Here is an 18,678-nt window from a genome sequence, read left to right on the forward strand (position 1 = left end):
GCCGCGCCCTTGACTTCGGGTTACGTCAGCAGCACGACGATGAGCGCGATGAGCGCGGGCAGCGCCTGCACGTAGAGGATGCGGCGCTTCACGCTGATACCCCCGTAAATGCCCGCAACGAGGACGCACGCCAGAAAAAAGATTTGCACCTGTTCGCCGACCGCCGCGTCGGGATGCAGCAGCCCCCAGATCAGACCGGCGGCGAGAAAGCCATTGTAGAGCCCCTGATTGGCCGCCAGCGTCTTGGTCTCCTGTGCGAATGCTTCGGTCGTGCCAAAGCTCTTGCGGACGCGCGGCGTTGCCCATGCGAACATCTCCATGTACAGGATGTAGACGTGTTCGAGCGCGACCAACCCCACCAGAATTTTCGCAATGACGTCCATGCAAACTCCTATCAGTCGGTTAGGGATTTAAGCGGAGGGTACGGTGGCATCCTTGATCACATCGGTGATCATGCCGTTGGTGACGGCGACGAGCTGCGCCAGCGTCACCGGGAAGATGGCGTTATGCGCGCCACCCGCGGCATACAGCATGGGGTAGTTTTGCAGCGTCTGATCGATGTAGACGATGATCCCCGGTGTGCGGTGGGGGAAGGGGGGCACACTCCCCGGCGCGTAGCCGAACACGTCGACGCATTCCTCGGGCTTGGCGGCGCGGACCTGCTTGCGCCCGATGCCGAACAGCGCCGCGATCTTGCGGTCGTCGACGCGTTGCGCGCCGCTCGTCAGCACGATGACGGGCTGTTCACCCGCGATGAAGCAGATCGACTTGACGATCTGCGCGACATCACAACCGATGTTGTCGGCGGCCTGCTGCGAAGTGGCCGTGGTGGTGTCAAAAAAGGTGATCTGCACATTGAACTGGTGGCGGTCGAGGACGGCTTGCACGTCTTCGGGCGTCATAGGCTGCATAAGTCATCTCCGAGAATCAAAACGCGGCACATTATCCCGCGCTGATGTGCAATTTACAACGGGGGTGTGCCGCGCTTGATGTGACTCAAGCGATTGGATTAGCCGCGGCGGTCGGCGTGACCGTTCTTGTAGTCGGCGCTGTTGTCCGAATAGTCCGGTTCCAGCGTCTGCAAGTAGGCGACAATGCTCTGGAACGTTTCGAATTCCTCGTCGCTGAACATCTTGCGAATCTGCTGGTCGACCAGACGCGCGCTGTTAAGCACTTCTTCGCGATGCTGCTCGGCAAGCGACGTCAGGTAGATGTGCACGGCGCGACGATCCGTCGGATCGGGACGGCGTTCGATGAAGCCCTTCTGCTGGAGCTTGTCGAGGTTCGGCGTGAAGGAAGTAGCCGCTCTGCCGACCGCGCGCGCGAGTTCCGACGCGTGTTGACCGTCGCGTTCATACAACGCGCGGAGAATATACCATTCGATAATTGTGAGGCCGAGCGGTTGAATTGCCCGCCCAAACAATTGGTCGAGGTTCCGCAGGGCAATATCGAGATTGCACCACACGGAGCCATTAAATCTCAGTGAACTTTGCAACATGTTGCTCATTCTGGCTTTACTTTCTGCCAACCGTACGGATAATGATAGCGGATCTTACGAAATTCGTAAAGTCCGGGACCTTCAGGTATTGGAAATACTCAAGGTAAGCGTGCCGAGCGTGACATTGCAGGATCGCCCGATGGGGTGCGGGGAATCAGGAGCCAGGCGTTTACCATCAACGAATGTGCCGTTCACACTGTTCAGGTCGATAACACAGGTTGCCCCCTGAAAGCGGACGAGCGCCGAATGACGTCGCGAAACCCCTTTTTCGCGGGCATCATATTGAACAAGGTCGATGTCGGGTACATAGCTGCTGGCCTCGTCAGAACGTCCGATAACGTATCCTTCCGCTGCTGGGGGATCGATGCTGATGACAGCGTTTTCGCTGTTTGCTACGCGCACTACGAGTTGGGACACGGTCTCACTCTGTATGATTTAACCACACATTTAATAATCACTTGCAACTGAAGTTATTCATTTTAATAAATAACTCATAAATCAGTCAATGGGGAATTCGAAGTAATCAACTGATCCGTTAACGTCCATTGATAAACGTTGTCCGGTGTCCGGGTCATACACGCCAAGTCGAATGGTGCGTGATGCCGGTGTGAGTGTTAATTGATACCGTTCAGTGACCACTTCTCCCTCAGCCCACAAGTTCGTGGGGTAGGTATTTTCAAGTGGAATTGTATCAATTTGTGATTGTATCATACCAGAATTATCGAGAACATGAATAAAGAATTTATAGCTATCTTGAATAACGTCAACGGAATACCAATTTATTTCTATAAATAGTATGTCTCCATCACGATGTGACGTATAGCCAATCAACTCCAGTTGATCGCCGAAAACAGCATTGACGGGAGTGGCCACGGTTGGGATGTCGAAGACGCGGGGAATGCCAGCAATGGTGAGGGTCGCGATTAGCTCTCCATTGAGCGTTAGGGAATACTCACCGGCTGGGGTGTCCTGCGGAATCACGAAGCGCCGCCGTTCTGCGAGGGTTTCACCGGCTGCCCATTCGTAGCCGGCAAATGGCATCCATTCATCGAGCCGTCTGTTGTCGAGTTCTGCCGTGACATTCACAGCATGTAACCCCTGCGTGCTAGAAGCCCAGTATAGCGTTACAGGAATCGACTCCCCCGGTCGATAGATGTAATTACTAAGATTATAACCAAGTATTGAAAGATCGCCAGATATAGTAAATGAGTGCTTTATGAGAATATCATTTATTTCATTAAATACACTTGTTCGTAATACTGATATTACACCAACTTCCGTCCACAGCCCAGAGCCAGTGTAGGTGGAGTACTCATTACTGCTGCGCCCGACCCAGGCAACCCGAATCGGGTATTCGCCCGGCGGGGTCGCGGCTGGCACGCTGATCGGCACACGCTGAATCAGCGTTTCGCCGGGGCGCCATTCATTGGTGAGCGTCATATAGGGCTCGGAGCGTGACAGCAGGTTGCCTTGCGCGTCTTCCAACTGCACAAGCGGCGTATAGTCGCCGACTGGCGGCGGGGTGATGACTTCCCACTGCAGCTGGATCTCGCCGCTGGTCCCCGACTCAATGCTCGGCGCGTCCATGCCGATCAGCCGCAGGTAGGGGTTTTCCGCGTGCGCCGGGATCACCGTGGGCAGCGGCAAATCACCCCTGATGCGAAAGGCTTCAAAGGCGCTGCGTCCATCCGGGCCAAGGGGCAGATCGGCAATTGCGCCTGGTTCGAGCCACGCGCGCCAACTGTCCGGCGGCGGGGCAGAGCGCGGGAAGATATAGAGCCCGGTTTGATCCAGCGGCGGACGAAACAGCAGATCAGTACCCAGCCATGTCACCGGCGGCAGCGGCTCGATCATGGCGGTGGGGTGGCCCTTATCCTGCGCGGCGATGTAAACGATCTCATCGGTATGGTGCGCGACCAGCCATTGCGCCGCGGCGGAGAGATCGGCGTCAGTGGCGTAGTACACATCGGCGCGGCTCGCCCACGCGAAGTACGTTTGGCCAACGAGCAAGCCCCCAAGCATTAGGGTGGTGAGCAAAAGAGGGACAAATGCCTTGAATGCAACCTCACCCCCCAACCCCCTCTCCCAGGGGCGAGGGGGAGTCGCGATGCTTCGCGTTCCCCAAAAGTGAACCACTAGGCTGTATACCCACTCAAACCCCACGGCGACCAGCACAAAGATCAACGGGATCATGCCGAGCGAGCGCATGTGGCTTGGCGGCAGCCCACCGACGGAAATCACCGAGGGGATGATCATCAGCGGGGAGAGGATCGCCAGCGCGTAGGCCGTGCGTTCGAGCGGATCGCCGCGGCGCAGCAAGCGCACACAAGCGACTCCAATCCCGATGAGCAGCAGCAGGCCTTCGGGCAGCGTGAAGTAGGGTCGATGAGGGATGTTGTAGCGGAGGTACGGGTCGCCATCGATGAAGAACATCTTGGCGTGGAGCAATATACTTTCGCCGAGCGACACGGATTGATCCGCCTGCGTGACTTCCGCCAATCGCCCGAAGAAGACATCGGGACGCTGCACGGCGTAGAGCGCCATCGGCGCGGCCACCACAATCAGCATGCCGAAGAAAATCAGCCCTTGCCGCAGGCGCAGCCGCCAGCGCGCCCGGTCGAAGATGAGCAGCGCGATGCCTGCAAGACCGAGCCAGAGCGGAAACAGGCGCGACGAGTTGTAGGTGTAGACGGTCGCGCCCGCGAGGAAACCGCCGATCAGCAGCCACAGCCAGTCGCGCCGCTTGACGGTCAACCCACGCCACAGAAATGCCAGCGCGATCGCCTGCATGAAGGGGAGCGTCACCGCGCGGAACGCCTGCCGCGCCAGCCAGATTTGCGGGAAGTTGAGGGCGATCAGCGCGCCTAGCGTCAGGCCGATGATCCAGCCGCGCCGCCCGCGAAACATCAGCCGCCCGAGCGCGATGGTCGCCGCGACGGTGATCAGGTTGCAGAAGGCGCTGACCATGTGCAGCGTGAAGATGTCGTCGTGGATGAGCTGCAAAAACGGCGCGTTGAGGTACATGTACAGGACTTCGCGACCCTGATATGCTTCAACCATCGGAAAGAAGCGCGCGCCCGCGAAGGCGATATTGCGAGACACGATGAAATACACCGCTTCGTCGTAATGGGGACCCGGCGGGTAGTTGTGTAAATCGGAGAGGCGCAGTCCAGCGGCGGTCAATAAGATCACCGTCGCCAGCAGCACAAAAGATCGTCTGTGAAACATAGCGCAATAAAGGTAGCGCACCCGGTCAGGCGGCGCAACCGTTTTCAGCGAATTTACAGATGTTTTACTTATGCTTTCCCTTGAGCGAACTTTCGTTGTTTTGCGAAAGATTTCACGACGGGTCATAATCATGGTCACTCTCTTTTCACGTTAGCGCGACGAGCTGTGGGCTGTGCCAGCATTGCTAAGCACGAAAGGCTAATCGCAAACCGCTTATTAGGAGGCGTCCATTGGACTTGTTCGAATATCAGGGCAAACAGTACTTTGCCCGCTTTGGCATTCCTGTTCCTTCCGGGGAACCTGCCGATACCGTCGAGGCTGCGGTCGCAGTGGCTGATCGCACTGGTTATCCGGTGGTCATTAAGGCTCAGGTGCAGGTCGGTGGACGTGGTAAGGCTGGCGGCATCAAGATCGCCAACAATGCCGATGAAGCGCGCTTCCATGGGGGTAACATCCTCGGCATGGACATCAAGGGGCACGTCGTGCGCCGCGTGTGGGTCGAAAGCGCGTCGGATATCGCCAAGGAATACTACGCCTCGTTCACGCTGGATCGCAGCGCCAAGAAGTATCTGGGCATGCTGTCCGCCAAGGGTGGCATCGACATCGAAGCGGTGGCGGCGGCCAACCCGGCGGATATCGCCACGCTGCACATCAATCCGGTGGAAGGCTTGAGCGAAGCCGTTGTGCGCGACTGGGTCAAGCGCGCCAACCTCGACGCGGAAGCGGTCGAAGGCGCGGTGAGCATTCTGCAAAAGTTGTACGTAGCGTTTGTCGATGGTGACGCGGATCTGGTGGAAATCAACCCGCTGATCCTCTCCAAGGATGGCCGGGTGTACGCGCTCGACGCGAAGGTCTCGCTGGATGACAGCGCCGCGTACAAGCATCCCGAATGGGATGAATTCCGCGGGCTGGAAGTCCTGGACGAACGCGAAAAGCTCGCCAAAGAGAAGGGCCTGCAGTACATCGGTTTGAGCGGCACGGTCGGCATCATTGCCAACGGCGCGGGGCTCGCCATGAGCACGCTCGACACGGTGACGCAGGTGGGCGGCACGGCGGCGAACTTCCTCGACATCGGCGGCGGCGCGAATGCCGAAGTCGTGGCGAACGCGCTCACCGTCATCAACACGGATCACAACGTCAAGGCGATTTTCATCAACATTTTCGGCGGCGTCACGCGCGGTGAAGAAGTGGCCAAGGGCATCATCGAAGCCTTGAACCGCGTCGAACTGAAAGCGCCGCTGGTCGTGCGTCTGGACGGCACGAATGCCGATCAGGGACATCAGATTCTGGCGGAACAGGGCGCGGGGCGGTTGATCATCGCCAAGACGATGCTCGATGGCGCGCGTAAAGCGGTAGATCTGGCGGGGGGAAACTAAACCATGGCGATTTTCGTTGACGAAAACACCAAAGTTGTCGTCGTCGGTTTGACCGGCACGCAGGGCAGCTATTACGGTCTGCTCAACCGCTCGTACGGCACGCAGGTCGTCGCGGGCGTCAACCCGAAGAAGGTCGGCACGGACGTGCAAGGCATCCCGATTCGCGCGAGCGTCGCGGATGCGGTCGCGCAGGACGGGGCAAATGCCGCGTTCATCATCGTTCCGGCCTCGGTCGCGGGGGATGCGATCCTCGAAGCGGCGGCGGGCGGCGTGCCGTTCATCGTGTGCGTGACCGAACACATCACCATGCATCGGCAGGCCGAAGTCTTCAACACGCTGAAGCGCGATTATCCGAACACGCGCCTGCTGGGGCCGAACTGCTCCGGCATTCTGAGCGCGGGCAAGTGCAACATCGGCTTCACGCCGACTAACGTCGCCATGCCCGGTTCGGTCGGCATCGTCAGCCGCTCCGGGACGCTGGCCTACCAGTCGATCTTCGAACTCACGCAGAAGGGCATCGGCCAGACGACGTGCGTCGGCATCGGCGGCGATCCGGTACCCGGCACCAGCTTCATCGACTGCTTGCGCGCCTTCCAGGCTGATCCCGAAACCAAGGGCATCATCATGATTGGCGAGATCGGCGGGTCGCAGGAAGAAGAAGCCGCCGAATTCATCAAGAGCAACGTGACCAAGCCGGTCGTCGCCTATATCGCGGGTGTGACCGCGCCGCCCGGACGCAAGATGGGGCACGCGGGCGCGATCATCAGCGGGTCGAAGGGCACGGCGAAGGCCAAGATGGAAGCCTTGAGCGCGGTCGGCGTGCGCGTGGCGCAGAACCCGACGCAGCTCGGCGATCTCATGGCGGAAGCGTTGGCGAGCGTTTAGTTTTCGGTTGTCAGTTGACCGTTCACAGTCAGGGCGCGACACATTCGCGCCCTGTTTGTTTTTCTGCGTAGCCAAATAGGTTCTCGAATCAAACCCAACCAGCGGTTTGCAGTTGTAGGGGCAGACCGATGTGTCTGCCCGGTTTCGGGCGCACACACAGGTGCGCCCCTACGGTTATTCGTGAATTTGATTCGATAACCGACTTTTCAAACGAAAAGGACGAACACTGGTTCGTCCTCTGCTTTTACTGTGAACTGTCTACTGTAAACTGTGAACTACTTACTCCGGCAGTTCCGGCGTTTCCGGCGCGTACAGCCATGCGTCGAACAGCTCGCCGAGATTCTGTCCGCTGATCTCCTCGGCCACGGCCACAAAATCCTGCGTAGTCGCATTGCCGTACTTGAAGCGGTCATAGTACGTCTGCAAAATCTCGAAGAACGCTTCGTCGCCGACCGTCAGGCGCAGCGCGTGCAGCGTCATGGCGCCGCGCACATACACGCCGCCGTTGAACAGATCATTTTCGCTCGGTTTACCGGGCGCGGCGATGCGCGCCAATTCGTCGCTGATGGCTGCTTCCGTCATGCCCTGCTGGCGGAAGTAATCGCCGCTCAGATAGCCCATAATGTTGCTGGCGATCTGCTCCATAGCCCGCGGCCCCTCGGTGTGTTCAAACCACAGCCACGAGGCGTAGGTTGCGAAGCCTTCATTCAGCCAGATATCTTTCCAGCTCGCGGGGGAGACTGAATCGCCGAACCACTGATGCGCGAGTTCGTGCGCGATCACTTCTTCGGCATCCTGCGGACTCCCATCCGCGACGTATACGCCGAACAGCGACATGGTCTGCGTTTCCAGCGCAAAGCCGATCTCCGCGCGAGTAAGCACCGCTCCATACTGATCGAACGGGTACTCGCCAAAAATCTCGCTGAAGTACGCGACCATCTCGTCCTGGGTTGCGAAGACACGCGTTGCGTTGTCAGCGACGCTGGCGGGGAAGTAATTGCGGATGCTCACGCCGTTGTCTTCGTACGCGTTCACCTCATACTGATCGATGTTGACCGTCGCCAGATAGCTGGCCATCGGCTGCGCCATTTCCCACGTGTAGGTGATCTGGTCGCCTTCGGTGACAGTATCTTGCAGCACGCCGTTCGCCGCGACGACGTAGGGCGCGGGGACAGTGATGATGTAGGTATAGGTCGCTTTGTCGGCGGGGTGGTCGTTGACCGGATACCACGTCGCCGAGCCGTTGGTCTCGCTAGCGGTATAGACGAAGTCGCGCTCAAAGTTCCAGCCGATGCCTACGCCGCCGAGCGACGCCTCGCGAATCGGGTTCGGCTCGCCGCCATATTCGATCACGGCGGTGAAGGTATCTCCTTCGGCGATCGCGGTGGGCAGGGTGATGTTCAATTCGCGCGCGTCACGCTCAAAGGTCGCGGCTTCGCCGTTGATGGTGATGCTGCTGATGTCCAGCCGATAGAGATCCAGGTTGAAGGCGCTCAGATCCTGCAGCGCGGTGATGTCGAGCGTGGCCGTTGCGTCGATCCGTTCTGCTTCCATGTCGACATCGACGTCCAGTGTATAATGCTGCACGTCATAGCCGCCGCCTCCGAGCAGGGGATAGAACGGGTCGCCGATCCCGTCCGCGCCCGGCGTACCAACCACATCCTGTGCTGCCGCCGCTCCCAGATTGAGCGCCAGCACGACGATTAGAATCCACCACAGTTTTCGCATATCGTCCTCTTCGGTAAAGTTGGCTTTCATGCATGCTGTACGATTGAGCCACCGTTTCGTTGCACTAGCGCACCAGCGTGAGCGCGATAAAGGCGGCATAGGCGAGCAGGAACACGGGCGCGGTTCGGCGGGTCAAGGTGCGTCCGCGCACGAACAGCAGCAGCAGACCGGCAAACACGACCATCACTGGCAGGTCAAAGGTCTGCACTGGGCGCGGCACGCTGATCGGTTGAATGAGCGCAACCACGCCGACAATCACGAGCAGGTTCGAAATATTGGAACCCAATACGTTGCCAAGCACAATATCGTCCTCGCGCCGGAGTGACGCCAGCACGCAGATGGTGAGTTCTGGCAGCGACGTGCCAACGGCGACCATCGTGATGCCGATCACTAAATCACTTACTCCGAAGGCGCGTGCAATGTTCACCGAACTATCGACGAGGAACTGCGCGCCGACGACGAGCACGAGCAGCCCGCCGATCACACGCGCCGCCTCCCAAACGAGCGGTGCGCGCTTGGTGAGGCGCTCTTCCTGCTCGTAGACGGTCAGTTCTGGTTCGATCTCCGCACGTTCGCGAATGGCCTGCCGGTAGATCAACGTCGAGAAGGCGGCGAAGCTGAGCACGAGAATCAGACCGTCCACGCGCCCCAACTCACCGTCGAGCGCCATGAGCAGCACGAGGACGGAGAAGCCGATGACGAACGGGATTTCGCGCCGGAAGATGCTCCAATCCAGCTTGATCGGCGTGATCAAGGCGCTGATGGCGAGGATCACGCCAATATTCGCGATGTTCGAGCCGATCACATTACCGAGCGCGATATCGCTGGAGGCGGTGGTCGCGGCGCGCAGTGAGACAAGGAGTTCGGGCGCGGATGTGCCCAACGCGACGACGGTCAGCCCGATGATCAGCGTGGACACGCCCAGCGCGGTTGCTACCCGCGCCGCCCCTTTGATGAACTGATTGCCGCCCACGACGAGAGCAGCCAGACCCAGAATGAACAGGACAACATCACTCATCGTTATTTCCTATAGGTAACAGTAAGTCGGAATAGCTCATTATAGGAAAATTACAATCTGCGTTGAGTGTCAGTTGTCGGGCTGGTCGTGAATTTACGTTCTTCAGATTTCACAATTGTGGTCGCAATTGACATTTTGATTTGTCAGAACTTTGTATATAATTTGAATGGTGCTTTTACGGCTCAAGAAAGTTCATGAAAGGCTCAGATACAGTTGAGTACTTCACTGGCGATTGAAACCAAAGATGTCCGGCGCATCTACAAGATTCGTGGACCGAAGAAAAAAGGCGACCAAACGACCCGGGTTGCGCTGGATGGCGTCGACTTACAGGTCGAACGCGGCGAACTGTTCGGTTTGCTCGGCCCGAACGGCGCGGGCAAGACCACGCTGATCAAGATTCTGGCGACGCTGCTGCTGCCGAGCAGCGGCATGGCGCGCATCGAAGGTTATGACGTGGTGCGCGACACCGACGAAGTCAAGCGGCGCATCAGCATGGTGAGCGGCGGGGAGACCAGCGGCTACGGTTTGCTGACCGTCGAAGAAAGCTTATGGATGTTCGCGCGCTTCTACGGCTTGGAGAACAAGGTCGCCCGTGACCGGATCGCGGCGCTGGCGCAGATCATGGGGCTGGAAGATCGTATGCGCGCCAAAGTCTCTGACCTGTCAACCGGGCTGCGCCAGAAGATGAACTTCATCCGCGGCTTCGTGACCGATCCGAATGTGGTGTTTCTGGACGAGCCGACGCTCGGGCTCGACGTGCAGGCAGCGCGTGACGTGCGCGGCTTTGTCAGCCAGTGGATGCAGGACCATCCGGATCGCACGCTGCTGCTGACCACGCACTACATGGCGGAAGCTGACGAGATGTGTGACCGCCTGGCGATCATTGACGGCGGCAAACTGCTGGTGTGTGATACGCCCGCCAACCTCAAGAAGTCGCTGCAGACCGAGGCTGTGTTCAATCTCAAAGTGGCACCGCTCGGCGCAAAGCCGAAAGACGGCGATCTGTTGGAAGCCGTGCCGGGCGTGAGCCGCGTCAACGTCGCCGATGTGAACGGCCACACCGAACTGGCGCTCACGCTGCGCGGCGAAGACGCGCTGCCGCAGGTACTCGCTTACCTCACACGGCGCGGTTCCAGCCTGATTGCGCTGGAGAAGCGTGAGCCGACGCTCGAAGATGTGTTCATCAAGGTGACCGGGCGGCGGCTGGATCAGGCTGCCGACGAGAAAGAGGCAGAATGATGGCGGCGGTCGAGAACAACGTCATTCGCAGTCAGGAACGGGTCAAGAAATTGCAGGGCGTCGCCCTCTTTTGGGCGGTGGTCTGGGCGCGCGCCTACCCACGTATCATCGGCGCGCTGCGCCAGAAGAGCTGGCTGTTTTTCGAAACGGTTTTCCCGCTGCTCGGCGTCGTCGGTTACATCTACGTTTATCGCGCCGTGAATGCCCCGCAGGAATATATCGGCTTTGTGGTGCTCGGCGGCGCGATGACCGCGTTCTGGCTGAACGTGCTGTGGTCAATGGCGAGCCAGCTTTATTGGGATAAAGAGGACGGCAACCTCGAGATCTATGTGTTGTGTCCCGCGCCGATGATGGCGATCCTGGTCGGCATGGCAATTGGCGGGATGATCATGTCGGCGACCCGCGCGGTGGTGATCATTGTCGTGTGTTCGCTGGCTTTTGGCGTGGTCTACAGTGTGGGGAGCATCCCCACGCTGATCGCCGTGTTTCTACTCACGATGATCGCGCTCTATGGCATGGGCATGATGTTCGCTTCGGTCTTTCTGGCGTCGGGGCGTGAAGCGTGGCACATCGCCAATTTGCTGCAAGAGCCGATCTATCTGGTCTCCGGGTTTTACTTTCCCGTGCGGGCGTTGGGGACATTCGTCGCCGCCGCCGCGTCGCTGGTTCCGCTGACAATGGGGATGGACGGGATGCGTCAGCTCCTGTTCCCGTCCAATCATGCCACCGGGCTGATGCCCGTCGAACTGGAAGTTGTGCTGCTCATCCTGCTGAGCGTGTTATTCATCGGCGGGGCGTATTTTGCGCTGCGTAAACTGGAACAGATCGGGCGGCGTGAAGGCCGCTTGATTGAGCGGAGACGGTAAGGACAGCGGCGGTGTCCGCTGTAAGGGGAATGTAGGGTATGGCACTTGTGCAGCGTTTATCTAATCTTCCGGCGGTGACCCAGAGTCCGACACTGCGCGCGTTCGTGACGGCGGCGTGGCTCGGGTGGCAGATCGAATCAAACTGGGCGCGACCGTTCCTGTTTGCGGTGTATGCAATTGCGCGTCCGATTTCCAGTGTGCTGATCCTCGTGGTCATGTACAGCGTGATCACCAATGGCGCGACGGGCGAACCGATCTTCGCCTTCATCTACTTTGGCAATGCGCTGTATATCCTCGTCAACAGTGTGGTGACGGGCGTCAGTTGGGCGGTGATCGAAGACCGCGAACATTACCGGGTCGCCAAGCAGATCTACACCGCGCCGATGAACACCTATGCTTACCTGCTGGGGCGCGGGGTGGCGCGGCTGATCATCGGGTCGGTCTCGGTCTTGATCACACTTGTGTTCGGGGTGATCGCATTCCGCATTCCGCTGGATATCAACGTGCTGCTGCTGGTCACGGCGACCATCCTCGGCTTGGCGTCGCTCTCGGCGCTCGGCGTGATCCTCGGCGCGGTCACCATGCAGACGGCGCGTTTGCAGACCGATCTCGGCTCGCTGGTGTCCGGTGGCTTGTATCTGTTCACGGGCGCGATCTTTCCGCTCGACGTGCTGCCCGCGTGGCTGCAACCCGTGGGTTACCTATTCCCGGTGACTTACTGGCTGGAGGTCACCCGCCGCGCGCTGCTCGGTGTGAACTCGGCGCGTTTCCCAACCTTCGCCAGCTTCAGCGACTGGGGGTTGATCGGTGTCCTGGCGGTGATGACACTGATTCTGTGGCTGATCTCCGGGTGGGTGTACCGCACGTCGCTGCGCCGTTCGAAAGAAGAGGGTCTGCTGGACATCGAGACGAATTTCTGAGGTCGTTGCATTGTGCGTGGGGTGTCTAATAAGGTTTCCTGTAGGGACGAGACGAGGGGTTTAGAGGGCTTCGTCTAATAAGGTTAAGGGGCCTGTAGGGGACGAGGGCCGGCCTCGTCCTAATTTTTAGAGCAGGATATACAGGACAAGGCATGAGGCTATTTCACAATTGGTGAAAATGCTCAACTTCACCCTGCTTGCTCCGCAAGCCGTCCCTCTCCCCACGTAGAGGGACACAACCAACCGCCTTGCCCTTGCCCCTCGCCCTTGGGAGAGGGGCGGTTGAGCGCAGCGAAACGGGGTGAGGTTAGACAAAGTGCTGATTCTGAAATGACTTCTGCGTCCATCAGAGCAGGATAGAGGACAGGCATGAGCGTGTTGAAAAGGTCCGGCCCTCCCCGAACAGGGGGGGGCCGCTGCGCGATATGCTCGGGGACCATTGCGTCCGCTGACGAGGAAAGGCTTTAAGGGATGCTTTTTAAACACCTTCATGCCTTGTCCCTACAAAAACCTCTCTCATCCAGATAGATGTGCGCTTGTTAGACACCCTCTTTATCGCGCCCCTACGTATGATTAGGCTGCGTGCGGCTCACGCCGCGCGCAGCACGGCGACCAGATTGACCTCCGGCTCAAACCCCGGCACCGCGATCAGTTGGTACCCGTGATCCTGCACGAACTCCATCGTGAAGCGCCGGGCGTGTTCGCCATGCACCCCGATTAGCAGATGCGCTGGCTTGTGACTGCCGCTGAGCAGGTGCTCACCCCCCGGCAGCGCGAAAATCTCCGCGCCTTCGATGTCCATTTTGAGAATGTGCGGTGCCGGATACTGCTCGCTCAACGTATCGATGGTTGTGGTGGGGACTTCCAGCGGGGCGGCGGTGCCTTTTTCGCCGCCGATGCCCGCGATGGCACTGGTGCGCGAGTCGAGATCGCTGCGCATGAACGTCACCGCGCCGACCGTATCGGCGACTGCTTCGGGCAGCACCGTGATATTTGGCAGCTCATTCAACGCGATCTGCTCGTGCATGATGGCGGCGATTTCGGGATCGGGTTCGACGGCGACGACGCTGCCCTGCGGTCCGACGATCCGAGCCGCGGTGATCGCATGATAACCCGCATGGGCGCCCAGATCCCAGTACGTATCGTTGGGGCGCAAATGCCGCTGTAGATAGTGGGTGAGCTGGGGTTCATAGAGGCCGATGTGATACCAGTAGGGGAGGCGGTTGTAACGTTTCCAGCGCAGCCCACTGACTGGGCCGTGGCTCACCGTGTAGATTTTTCCTTCGCCAGTGCGGGAAGTGATGAACTTGTAGAGGCGAAACGCCCCCGGGATTTTTTCGATGGTGGACTTGAGCTTCCAAAAGGGTTGAGCATAGGGTCGTTCGTGTTTGTGTTGCTCCGACATCGGTACTCCGTAAACTCATTGACAAGATGCCCGTTAGGGTGCGTCGATCACCTTGCACTGACCTTACACGCTGGGTCGCAGGCACAGGAAATCGCCGCCGATGGGGGCTGCCCGGGCGGCACTGCGACCGAAGACCCCCCAATTTGTTGGGTATCGACGGCCAACGTTAGCCAGTCGAATGCTTGTTCTGGCAAAAGTAGTGATAATTACGCTGATGAACTTGTGATTTATTGCTAGCTAAGCTGCGGTGAATTTGGTACAGTAGGCGCTCTTCAACCTTCGGAGATTTGGAACCATGCACGACACACCCAACGACCTGAGTAACCGTCTGAGTGCCGATATTCGCTGGCTGGGCAATCTGCTCGGGCAGGTGATTCGCGATCAGCATGATGAAGCGGCGCTCGATCTGGTCGAAAAGGTGCGCAAAGCGGCCAAAGCCCGGCGCAGCGGCGATGAAGTCGCGGCGGCGGAACTGCGCACGACGATTGATGGTCTCAGCCTCGACTCCGTGCGCATTCTCTCGAAGGCCTTCACCAACTACTTCCAATTGATCAATATCGCGGAAGATCAGCAGCGCATCCGCGTGCTGCGGCAGCGCGAAGCCAAAGGCCCGCTCAGCGACTCGATTGAGTCGGCGGTCGCAGGGCTGAAAAACGCGGGGATCGATGCGGCGACCATGCGCAGCCTCCTCAACCGTTTGGGTGTGCGCCTGGTCGTAACGGCCCACCCGAGCGAAGCCAAGCGCAAAGAAGTGCTCATCAAACTGCGCCGCATCGCGCAAATGCTGAGCGAGGTTGACGGCAAAACGCTGCTCCCCCGCGAAACGCGCCAGCTTGAACTGGCGTTCAGCGAAGAGATCGAGGAAATGTGGCAGACGCGCCCCAACCGCGCCGCCCGTCCGACCGTCGCCGACGAGGTCGATTTCGGCCTGTACTTCATCACCTCGGTCGTAATGGACGTGTCGCTCGACATTTACGACGATCTGCGCGCGGTGCTTGAGAATTACTATCCCGACGAAGATTGGTCGAGCCTGCCGCCGATTTTGCAGTTTGCCTCGTGGATTGGCGGTGACCGCGACGGTAACCCTAACGTGACCGCCGATGTCACGCTGGAGACGATTACCACCCAGCGGGCGGCGGCGCGCACCGTCTACCTTGAAGAAGTGGCGTATCTGCGCGAACACCTCACGCAGTCGCTGGACGAAGTCGGCGTATCGCCGGAACTGCTCGAATGGGTGCAGGAGGGCGGTTTCCCCACGCGCGCCCATGACGAGGTCTACCGGCAGGCGATGAGCATCATCTGGGAGCGGCTGAACGCCGACTCCTACCGCACGCACGCCGATCTGCTGGTGGATTTGCGCCTCGTCTCCGACAGCCTGATCGAAAATCGCGGGCAGTATGTCGCGCACGGCATGTTGTACCGCTTGATGGAAAAGGTGCGCCTCTTCGGGCTGCATCTCGTGCCGCTCGATGTGCGCGAAGATGCGCGCCTGCATCGCGCCGCGCTCGACGAACTGCTGCGCGCCTACGGCCAGCATGACGGTTATGCCGCGCTCGCCGAAACGGATAAGCAGGCGCTGCTCAACCGCGAACTCATCACGAAGCGCCCGCTGTTCCCGATTGAGCCGGCCTTCTCCGAGACGACCAACCGCATCATCGCCACGTGGCGCATGATCGCCAAAGCCCACCGCAAGTACGGCACCAATGTGATCGACAGCGTAATCACCAGCATGACGACCGCGCCGAGCGATGTGCTGACCATGCTGCTGTTCGCGCATGAAGTGGGCGTCAGCCCCGCTGTCGATTTGGTACCGCTGTTCGAGACGATTGACGACCTCGAACGCGCGCCCGAAATCATGGAAGTGCTGTTCAACAATGCGCTCTATATGGAACACCTCCAGACGCGCGGCCTGCGCCAGCAGATCATGCTCGGCTATTCGGACAGCAACAAAGACGGCGGCTATCTGTCGTCCAACTGGAACCTCTACGTCGCGCAGCAGGCGCTGTCGGAGATGTGCGCCAAATACAACGTCGATCTGGAACTTTTCCACGGGCGCGGCGGCAGCATTGGCCGCGGCGGTGGTCCCACCAACCGCGCGATTCTGTCGCAGCCGCCCGGTGTGATGCGCGGACGCATCAAGATCACCGAGCAGGGCGAAGTCATCGCCTACCGCTACAGCAACGCCAACATCGCTTACCGCCACCTGCAGCAGGTGATGCACGCCGTGCTGACGGCGGTTGGGTCGCCGACGCATCCGGAGGTCAAGCTGGAATGGCGGCAGGCCATGCATAAGCTGTCCGAAGTCGGCGAACGCACGTATCGCAAGTTCGTCTACGAAACGCCCGGTTTTCTTGATTATTGGTATCAGGCCACGCCCATCAACGAGCTGGCGCGGCTGCCCATCGGCAGTCGTCCCGCCAAGCGCGCGAAGGGCGGCTTCGAAACCGTGCGCGCGATCCCGTGGATGTTCTCGTGGATGCAGAGCCGCGCCATCATCCCGAGCTGGTACGGCGTCGGCACGGCACTCGAAGCGTTCACCGCAGGCGGGCATGGCGGCATCGACCTGCTGCAGACGATGTACAAAGACTGGTCGTTCTTTCAGGCATTGATCGAAAATGTCGAGTTGGATGTGGCGAAAGCTGATATGGGCATCGCCGGGTTGTACGCCGAACTGGTTACCGATGAACGCCTGCGCGACGAGATCTACCAGTCGATGCGGGCCGAACATGCGCGCGCCTACCAGCAGATCTGTGCCATCATGGGGCAGCGCGAACTCCTTGAACATTCCCCCGTTATGCAGCGGTCGATTGAGCGGCGCAACCCCTATGTCGATCCGCTCAATTACATTCAAATCGCGGTGCTGCGTGAGCTGCGCAGCGTGCCCCCGGGCACGGAACGACATGAGGCACTGCTGAACGCGGTACTCGCCACGGTTAATGGGATTGCTGCCGGTATGAAGACCACGGGTTAAGAGATAAACTAATAAACAGTGGAATTTTGTGAAATGCGTGGTTATTCCTTGCATGACAATTAATTCCTCTGTATAGTCACATGTAATTCCTATAATGTACCAAAGGATAAATATTCGTGAACCCGATGCGGCGAAAGCCTCAGCAAGCTCGGGGTCAGCGCCGTGTAAACACGATTCTAGATGCAGCCTCTCAGGTCTTCTCCGAACTAGGTTACGAAGCAGCAACCACCAACCTCATCGCAATACGAGCAAATACTTCTATTGGCTCCCTGTACCAGTTCTTTCCAAACAAAGAAGCTATTCTCAGCGCGATTGCCACTCGTTATTCCGTTCAACTTGGCGGATTGCTGGATAAGGTGTTTGATAGCTACTCCGCCCCTCTCAGCGTGCAGATCAATGATCTGATCGACTCGCTGGTCGACTACTACCTTGCCACCCCCGCCTTTCAACCGCTGTTCCACGCCGTACCCGCGTCTAGCGTCATGCGTTACGTCGCTGACTCTCTGTGCAGTCCCATTGAACACCGGCTCGACCGTGCTCTGCGCGTCAATAATGCCGCGCTTGAGCCAGCGGTCAGCCAATTCTATGCAGCCATCTGCGTTTATATCTTGCGGGCCCTGATTCCGATGATCCGCCAGCCGGAAGATGAAGAGCGGATTGTGGAAGCAGTCAAACACGCCTTGGTCGCCTACCTCAATTCCACCGGAGACTTCGATCTACGGTAGAGCTGACGCGGGAATAGGTGTGCTGGGGAGTGGTGGAAATGGTTGGGCTGATCCAGCAGCCAACGACAACGAGGCGCAGCTCACTGCGCCCCGTTGTCTAGAGATTGGGTCTAAGCGGGTGACACGGCGCGTTTATACAAACGCCGCCTTGACGTTCCCGGTTTCCGACTGGCGCTGAGGCTTGAAGTCGCCTAGCGACCGCTTGAGGAAGTCTTTGACCGCGTCCACGCCGACCGCAATGCCGACATTGGGACTCGTGATCATCGTGTTGACGCCGATCAGGCGTCCGCGCACGTCGAACAGCGGTCCGCCGGAATTGCCGGGGCGCAAATGCAGATCGCATACGACCCAGTCGGCATGGTTAGTCGGCACTTCGGCCACGCCTTGCCCCGTGCCGATCACGACCCCACCCGAGGCCGCATTGGCGACTCCCCACGGATGCCCGAGCGACATCACCCACTGCCCGGCGGTCAGCGTGCGCGAACTGCCTACCTGAATGGTCGGCAAGTCACGCGCTTCAATGGCGAGCGCCGCCAGATCGTGCGCCTCGTCGCGAGCGATCAACTGCGCGCGCAGTTCGCGGCCATCCCACAGCGCGACCGTCAGAGGCCGTCCGCCGCGGGCAACATGGGCGTTGGTGATGATCAGCCCATCCGCGTGCCAGATCATCCCTGCGCCGCCGCCGCGTCCTTCATCGCGCACCTGCACGACGCTCTTGCCCACTTCAGCGACGATGTCCGAGAGTTCGGCATTCAACTGCTCAAAGGTGTTGGCCACGTTCAATTCGTCCTATCCAAGTCAAAAGTTGAAGGTCAAAAG

At 59.2% G+C, this 18,678-nt stretch carries 16 protein-coding genes; 7 read left to right on the forward strand and 9 right to left on the reverse strand.

Annotated features, from left to right (window positions below):
* Positions 1-20 precede the first annotated feature (20 nt).
* The 5 genes from IPK17_RS31525 to IPK17_RS31545 all read right to left on the reverse strand — a co-directional run bounded on the left by IPK17_RS31525 (position 21) and on the right by IPK17_RS31545 (position 4,705).
* On the reverse strand, positions 21-383 hold the full coding sequence (locus IPK17_RS31525; protein WP_343421703.1) for a DUF1304 domain-containing protein: 363 nt from the start codon (positions 381-383) through the stop codon (positions 21-23).
* Between the two features lie 27 nt (positions 384-410).
* Positions 411-911, reverse strand: coding sequence for a YbaK/EbsC family protein (locus IPK17_RS31530; RefSeq protein ID WP_343421704.1), 501 nt, complete (start codon positions 909-911; stop codon positions 411-413).
* A 98-nt stretch (positions 912-1,009) separates the two neighbouring features.
* Complete coding sequence (locus IPK17_RS31535) at positions 1,010-1,498, reverse strand: MarR family winged helix-turn-helix transcriptional regulator (RefSeq protein ID WP_343421705.1); 489 nt, start codon at positions 1,496-1,498, stop codon at positions 1,010-1,012.
* A gap of 81 nt (positions 1,499-1,579) precedes the next feature.
* On the reverse strand, positions 1,580-1,915 hold the full coding sequence (locus IPK17_RS31540; protein WP_343421706.1) for an FHA domain-containing protein: 336 nt from the start codon (positions 1,913-1,915) through the stop codon (positions 1,580-1,582).
* 81 nt (positions 1,916-1,996) lie between these two features.
* Positions 1,997-4,705, reverse strand: a complete 2,709-nt coding sequence (locus tag IPK17_RS31545; protein ID WP_343421707.1) for a hypothetical protein — start codon at positions 4,703-4,705, stop codon at positions 1,997-1,999.
* A gap of 251 nt (positions 4,706-4,956) precedes the next feature.
* Between IPK17_RS31545 and sucC the strand changes: the two genes are divergently transcribed.
* Together sucC and sucD are read left to right on the forward strand one after the other, a co-directional pair.
* On the forward strand, positions 4,957-6,102 hold the full coding sequence (sucC, locus tag IPK17_RS31550; protein ID WP_343421708.1) for an ADP-forming succinate--CoA ligase subunit beta: 1,146 nt from the start codon (positions 4,957-4,959) through the stop codon (positions 6,100-6,102).
* A 3-nt stretch (positions 6,103-6,105) separates the two neighbouring features.
* Complete coding sequence (gene sucD, locus IPK17_RS31555; protein WP_343421709.1) at positions 6,106-6,987, forward strand: succinate--CoA ligase subunit alpha; 882 nt, start codon at positions 6,106-6,108, stop codon at positions 6,985-6,987.
* Positions 6,988-7,266: 279 nt separating this feature from the next.
* On the opposite strand, the gene IPK17_RS31560 is transcribed toward sucD, so the two are convergent.
* Together IPK17_RS31560 and IPK17_RS31565 are read right to left on the reverse strand one after the other, a co-directional pair.
* The gene (locus IPK17_RS31560) at positions 7,267-8,715 is read right to left on the reverse strand and encodes a M1 family metallopeptidase (RefSeq protein WP_343421710.1); all 1,449 of its coding nucleotides are present in this window, start codon (positions 8,713-8,715) and stop codon (positions 7,267-7,269) included.
* Between the two features lie 64 nt (positions 8,716-8,779).
* The gene (locus tag IPK17_RS31565; protein WP_343421711.1) at positions 8,780-9,733 is read right to left on the reverse strand and encodes a calcium/sodium antiporter; all 954 of its coding nucleotides are present in this window, start codon (positions 9,731-9,733) and stop codon (positions 8,780-8,782) included.
* A gap of 213 nt (positions 9,734-9,946) precedes the next feature.
* Between IPK17_RS31565 and IPK17_RS31570 the strand changes: the two genes are divergently transcribed.
* Genes IPK17_RS31570 through IPK17_RS31580 form a run of 3 tightly spaced genes read left to right on the forward strand, consistent with a single transcriptional unit; the run spans position 9,947 to position 12,758 of the window.
* The gene (locus tag IPK17_RS31570) at positions 9,947-10,972 is read left to right on the forward strand and encodes an ABC transporter ATP-binding protein (protein WP_343421712.1); all 1,026 of its coding nucleotides are present in this window, start codon (positions 9,947-9,949) and stop codon (positions 10,970-10,972) included.
* Entirely contained in the window at positions 10,969-11,838 is an 870-nt protein-coding gene (locus IPK17_RS31575) for an ABC transporter permease (protein WP_343421713.1), read from the forward strand. Before IPK17_RS31570 ends, IPK17_RS31575 begins: the two co-directional genes overlap by 4 nt.
* A gap of 38 nt (positions 11,839-11,876) precedes the next feature.
* Positions 11,877-12,758 carry an ABC transporter permease gene (locus IPK17_RS31580; RefSeq protein ID WP_343421714.1) on the forward strand — a complete coding sequence of 294 codons (882 nt, stop codon included), beginning with the start codon at positions 11,877-11,879 and terminating at the stop codon, positions 12,756-12,758.
* A gap of 589 nt (positions 12,759-13,347) precedes the next feature.
* Here the strand turns inward: IPK17_RS31580 and IPK17_RS31585 are convergent.
* The gene (locus IPK17_RS31585; RefSeq protein WP_343421715.1) at positions 13,348-14,163 is read right to left on the reverse strand and encodes an FkbM family methyltransferase; all 816 of its coding nucleotides are present in this window, start codon (positions 14,161-14,163) and stop codon (positions 13,348-13,350) included.
* A 295-nt stretch (positions 14,164-14,458) separates the two neighbouring features.
* Here IPK17_RS31585 and ppc point away from each other — a divergent pair, with 295 nt between their 5' ends.
* Positions 14,459-17,134 carry a phosphoenolpyruvate carboxylase gene (gene ppc / locus IPK17_RS31590; RefSeq protein WP_343421716.1) on the forward strand — a complete coding sequence of 892 codons (2,676 nt, stop codon included), beginning with the start codon at positions 14,459-14,461 and terminating at the stop codon, positions 17,132-17,134.
* 125 nt (positions 17,135-17,259) lie between these two features.
* The gene (locus IPK17_RS31595) at positions 17,260-17,859 is read left to right on the forward strand and encodes a TetR/AcrR family transcriptional regulator (RefSeq protein WP_343422582.1); all 600 of its coding nucleotides are present in this window, start codon (positions 17,260-17,262) and stop codon (positions 17,857-17,859) included.
* A 132-nt stretch (positions 17,860-17,991) separates the two neighbouring features.
* Here IPK17_RS31595 and IPK17_RS31600 read toward each other — a convergent pair whose 3' ends face one another.
* The gene (locus IPK17_RS31600; RefSeq protein ID WP_343421717.1) at positions 17,992-18,636 is read right to left on the reverse strand and encodes a S1C family serine protease; all 645 of its coding nucleotides are present in this window, start codon (positions 18,634-18,636) and stop codon (positions 17,992-17,994) included.
* Between the last annotated feature and the right edge of the window lie 42 nt (positions 18,637-18,678).

This window comes from Candidatus Flexifilum breve (genome assembly GCF_016713355.1).

Coding starts and splice junctions, on each gene's coding strand:
- IPK17_RS31525 (WP_343421703.1), bottom strand. CDS start 383: ATGGACGTCATTGCGAAAATTCTGGTGGGGTTGGTCGCGCTCGAACAC.
- IPK17_RS31530 (WP_343421704.1), bottom strand. CDS start 911: ATGCAGCCTATGACGCCCGAAGACGTGCAAGCCGTCCTCGACCGCCAC.
- IPK17_RS31535 (WP_343421705.1), bottom strand. CDS start 1,498: ATGTTGCAAAGTTCACTGAGATTTAATGGCTCCGTGTGGTGCAATCTC.
- sucD (WP_343421709.1), top strand. CDS start 6,106: ATGGCGATTTTCGTTGACGAAAACACCAAAGTTGTCGTCGTCGGTTTG.
- IPK17_RS31560 (WP_343421710.1), bottom strand. CDS start 8,715: ATGCGAAAACTGTGGTGGATTCTAATCGTCGTGCTGGCGCTCAATCTG.
- IPK17_RS31565 (WP_343421711.1), bottom strand. CDS start 9,733: ATGAGTGATGTTGTCCTGTTCATTCTGGGTCTGGCTGCTCTCGTCGTG.
- IPK17_RS31575 (WP_343421713.1), top strand. CDS start 10,969: ATGATGGCGGCGGTCGAGAACAACGTCATTCGCAGTCAGGAACGGGTC.
- IPK17_RS31580 (WP_343421714.1), top strand. CDS start 11,877: ATGGCACTTGTGCAGCGTTTATCTAATCTTCCGGCGGTGACCCAGAGT.
- IPK17_RS31585 (WP_343421715.1), bottom strand. CDS start 14,163: ATGTCGGAGCAACACAAACACGAACGACCCTATGCTCAACCCTTTTGG.
- ppc (WP_343421716.1), top strand. CDS start 14,459: ATGCACGACACACCCAACGACCTGAGTAACCGTCTGAGTGCCGATATT.
- IPK17_RS31595 (WP_343422582.1), top strand. CDS start 17,260: ATGCGGCGAAAGCCTCAGCAAGCTCGGGGTCAGCGCCGTGTAAACACG.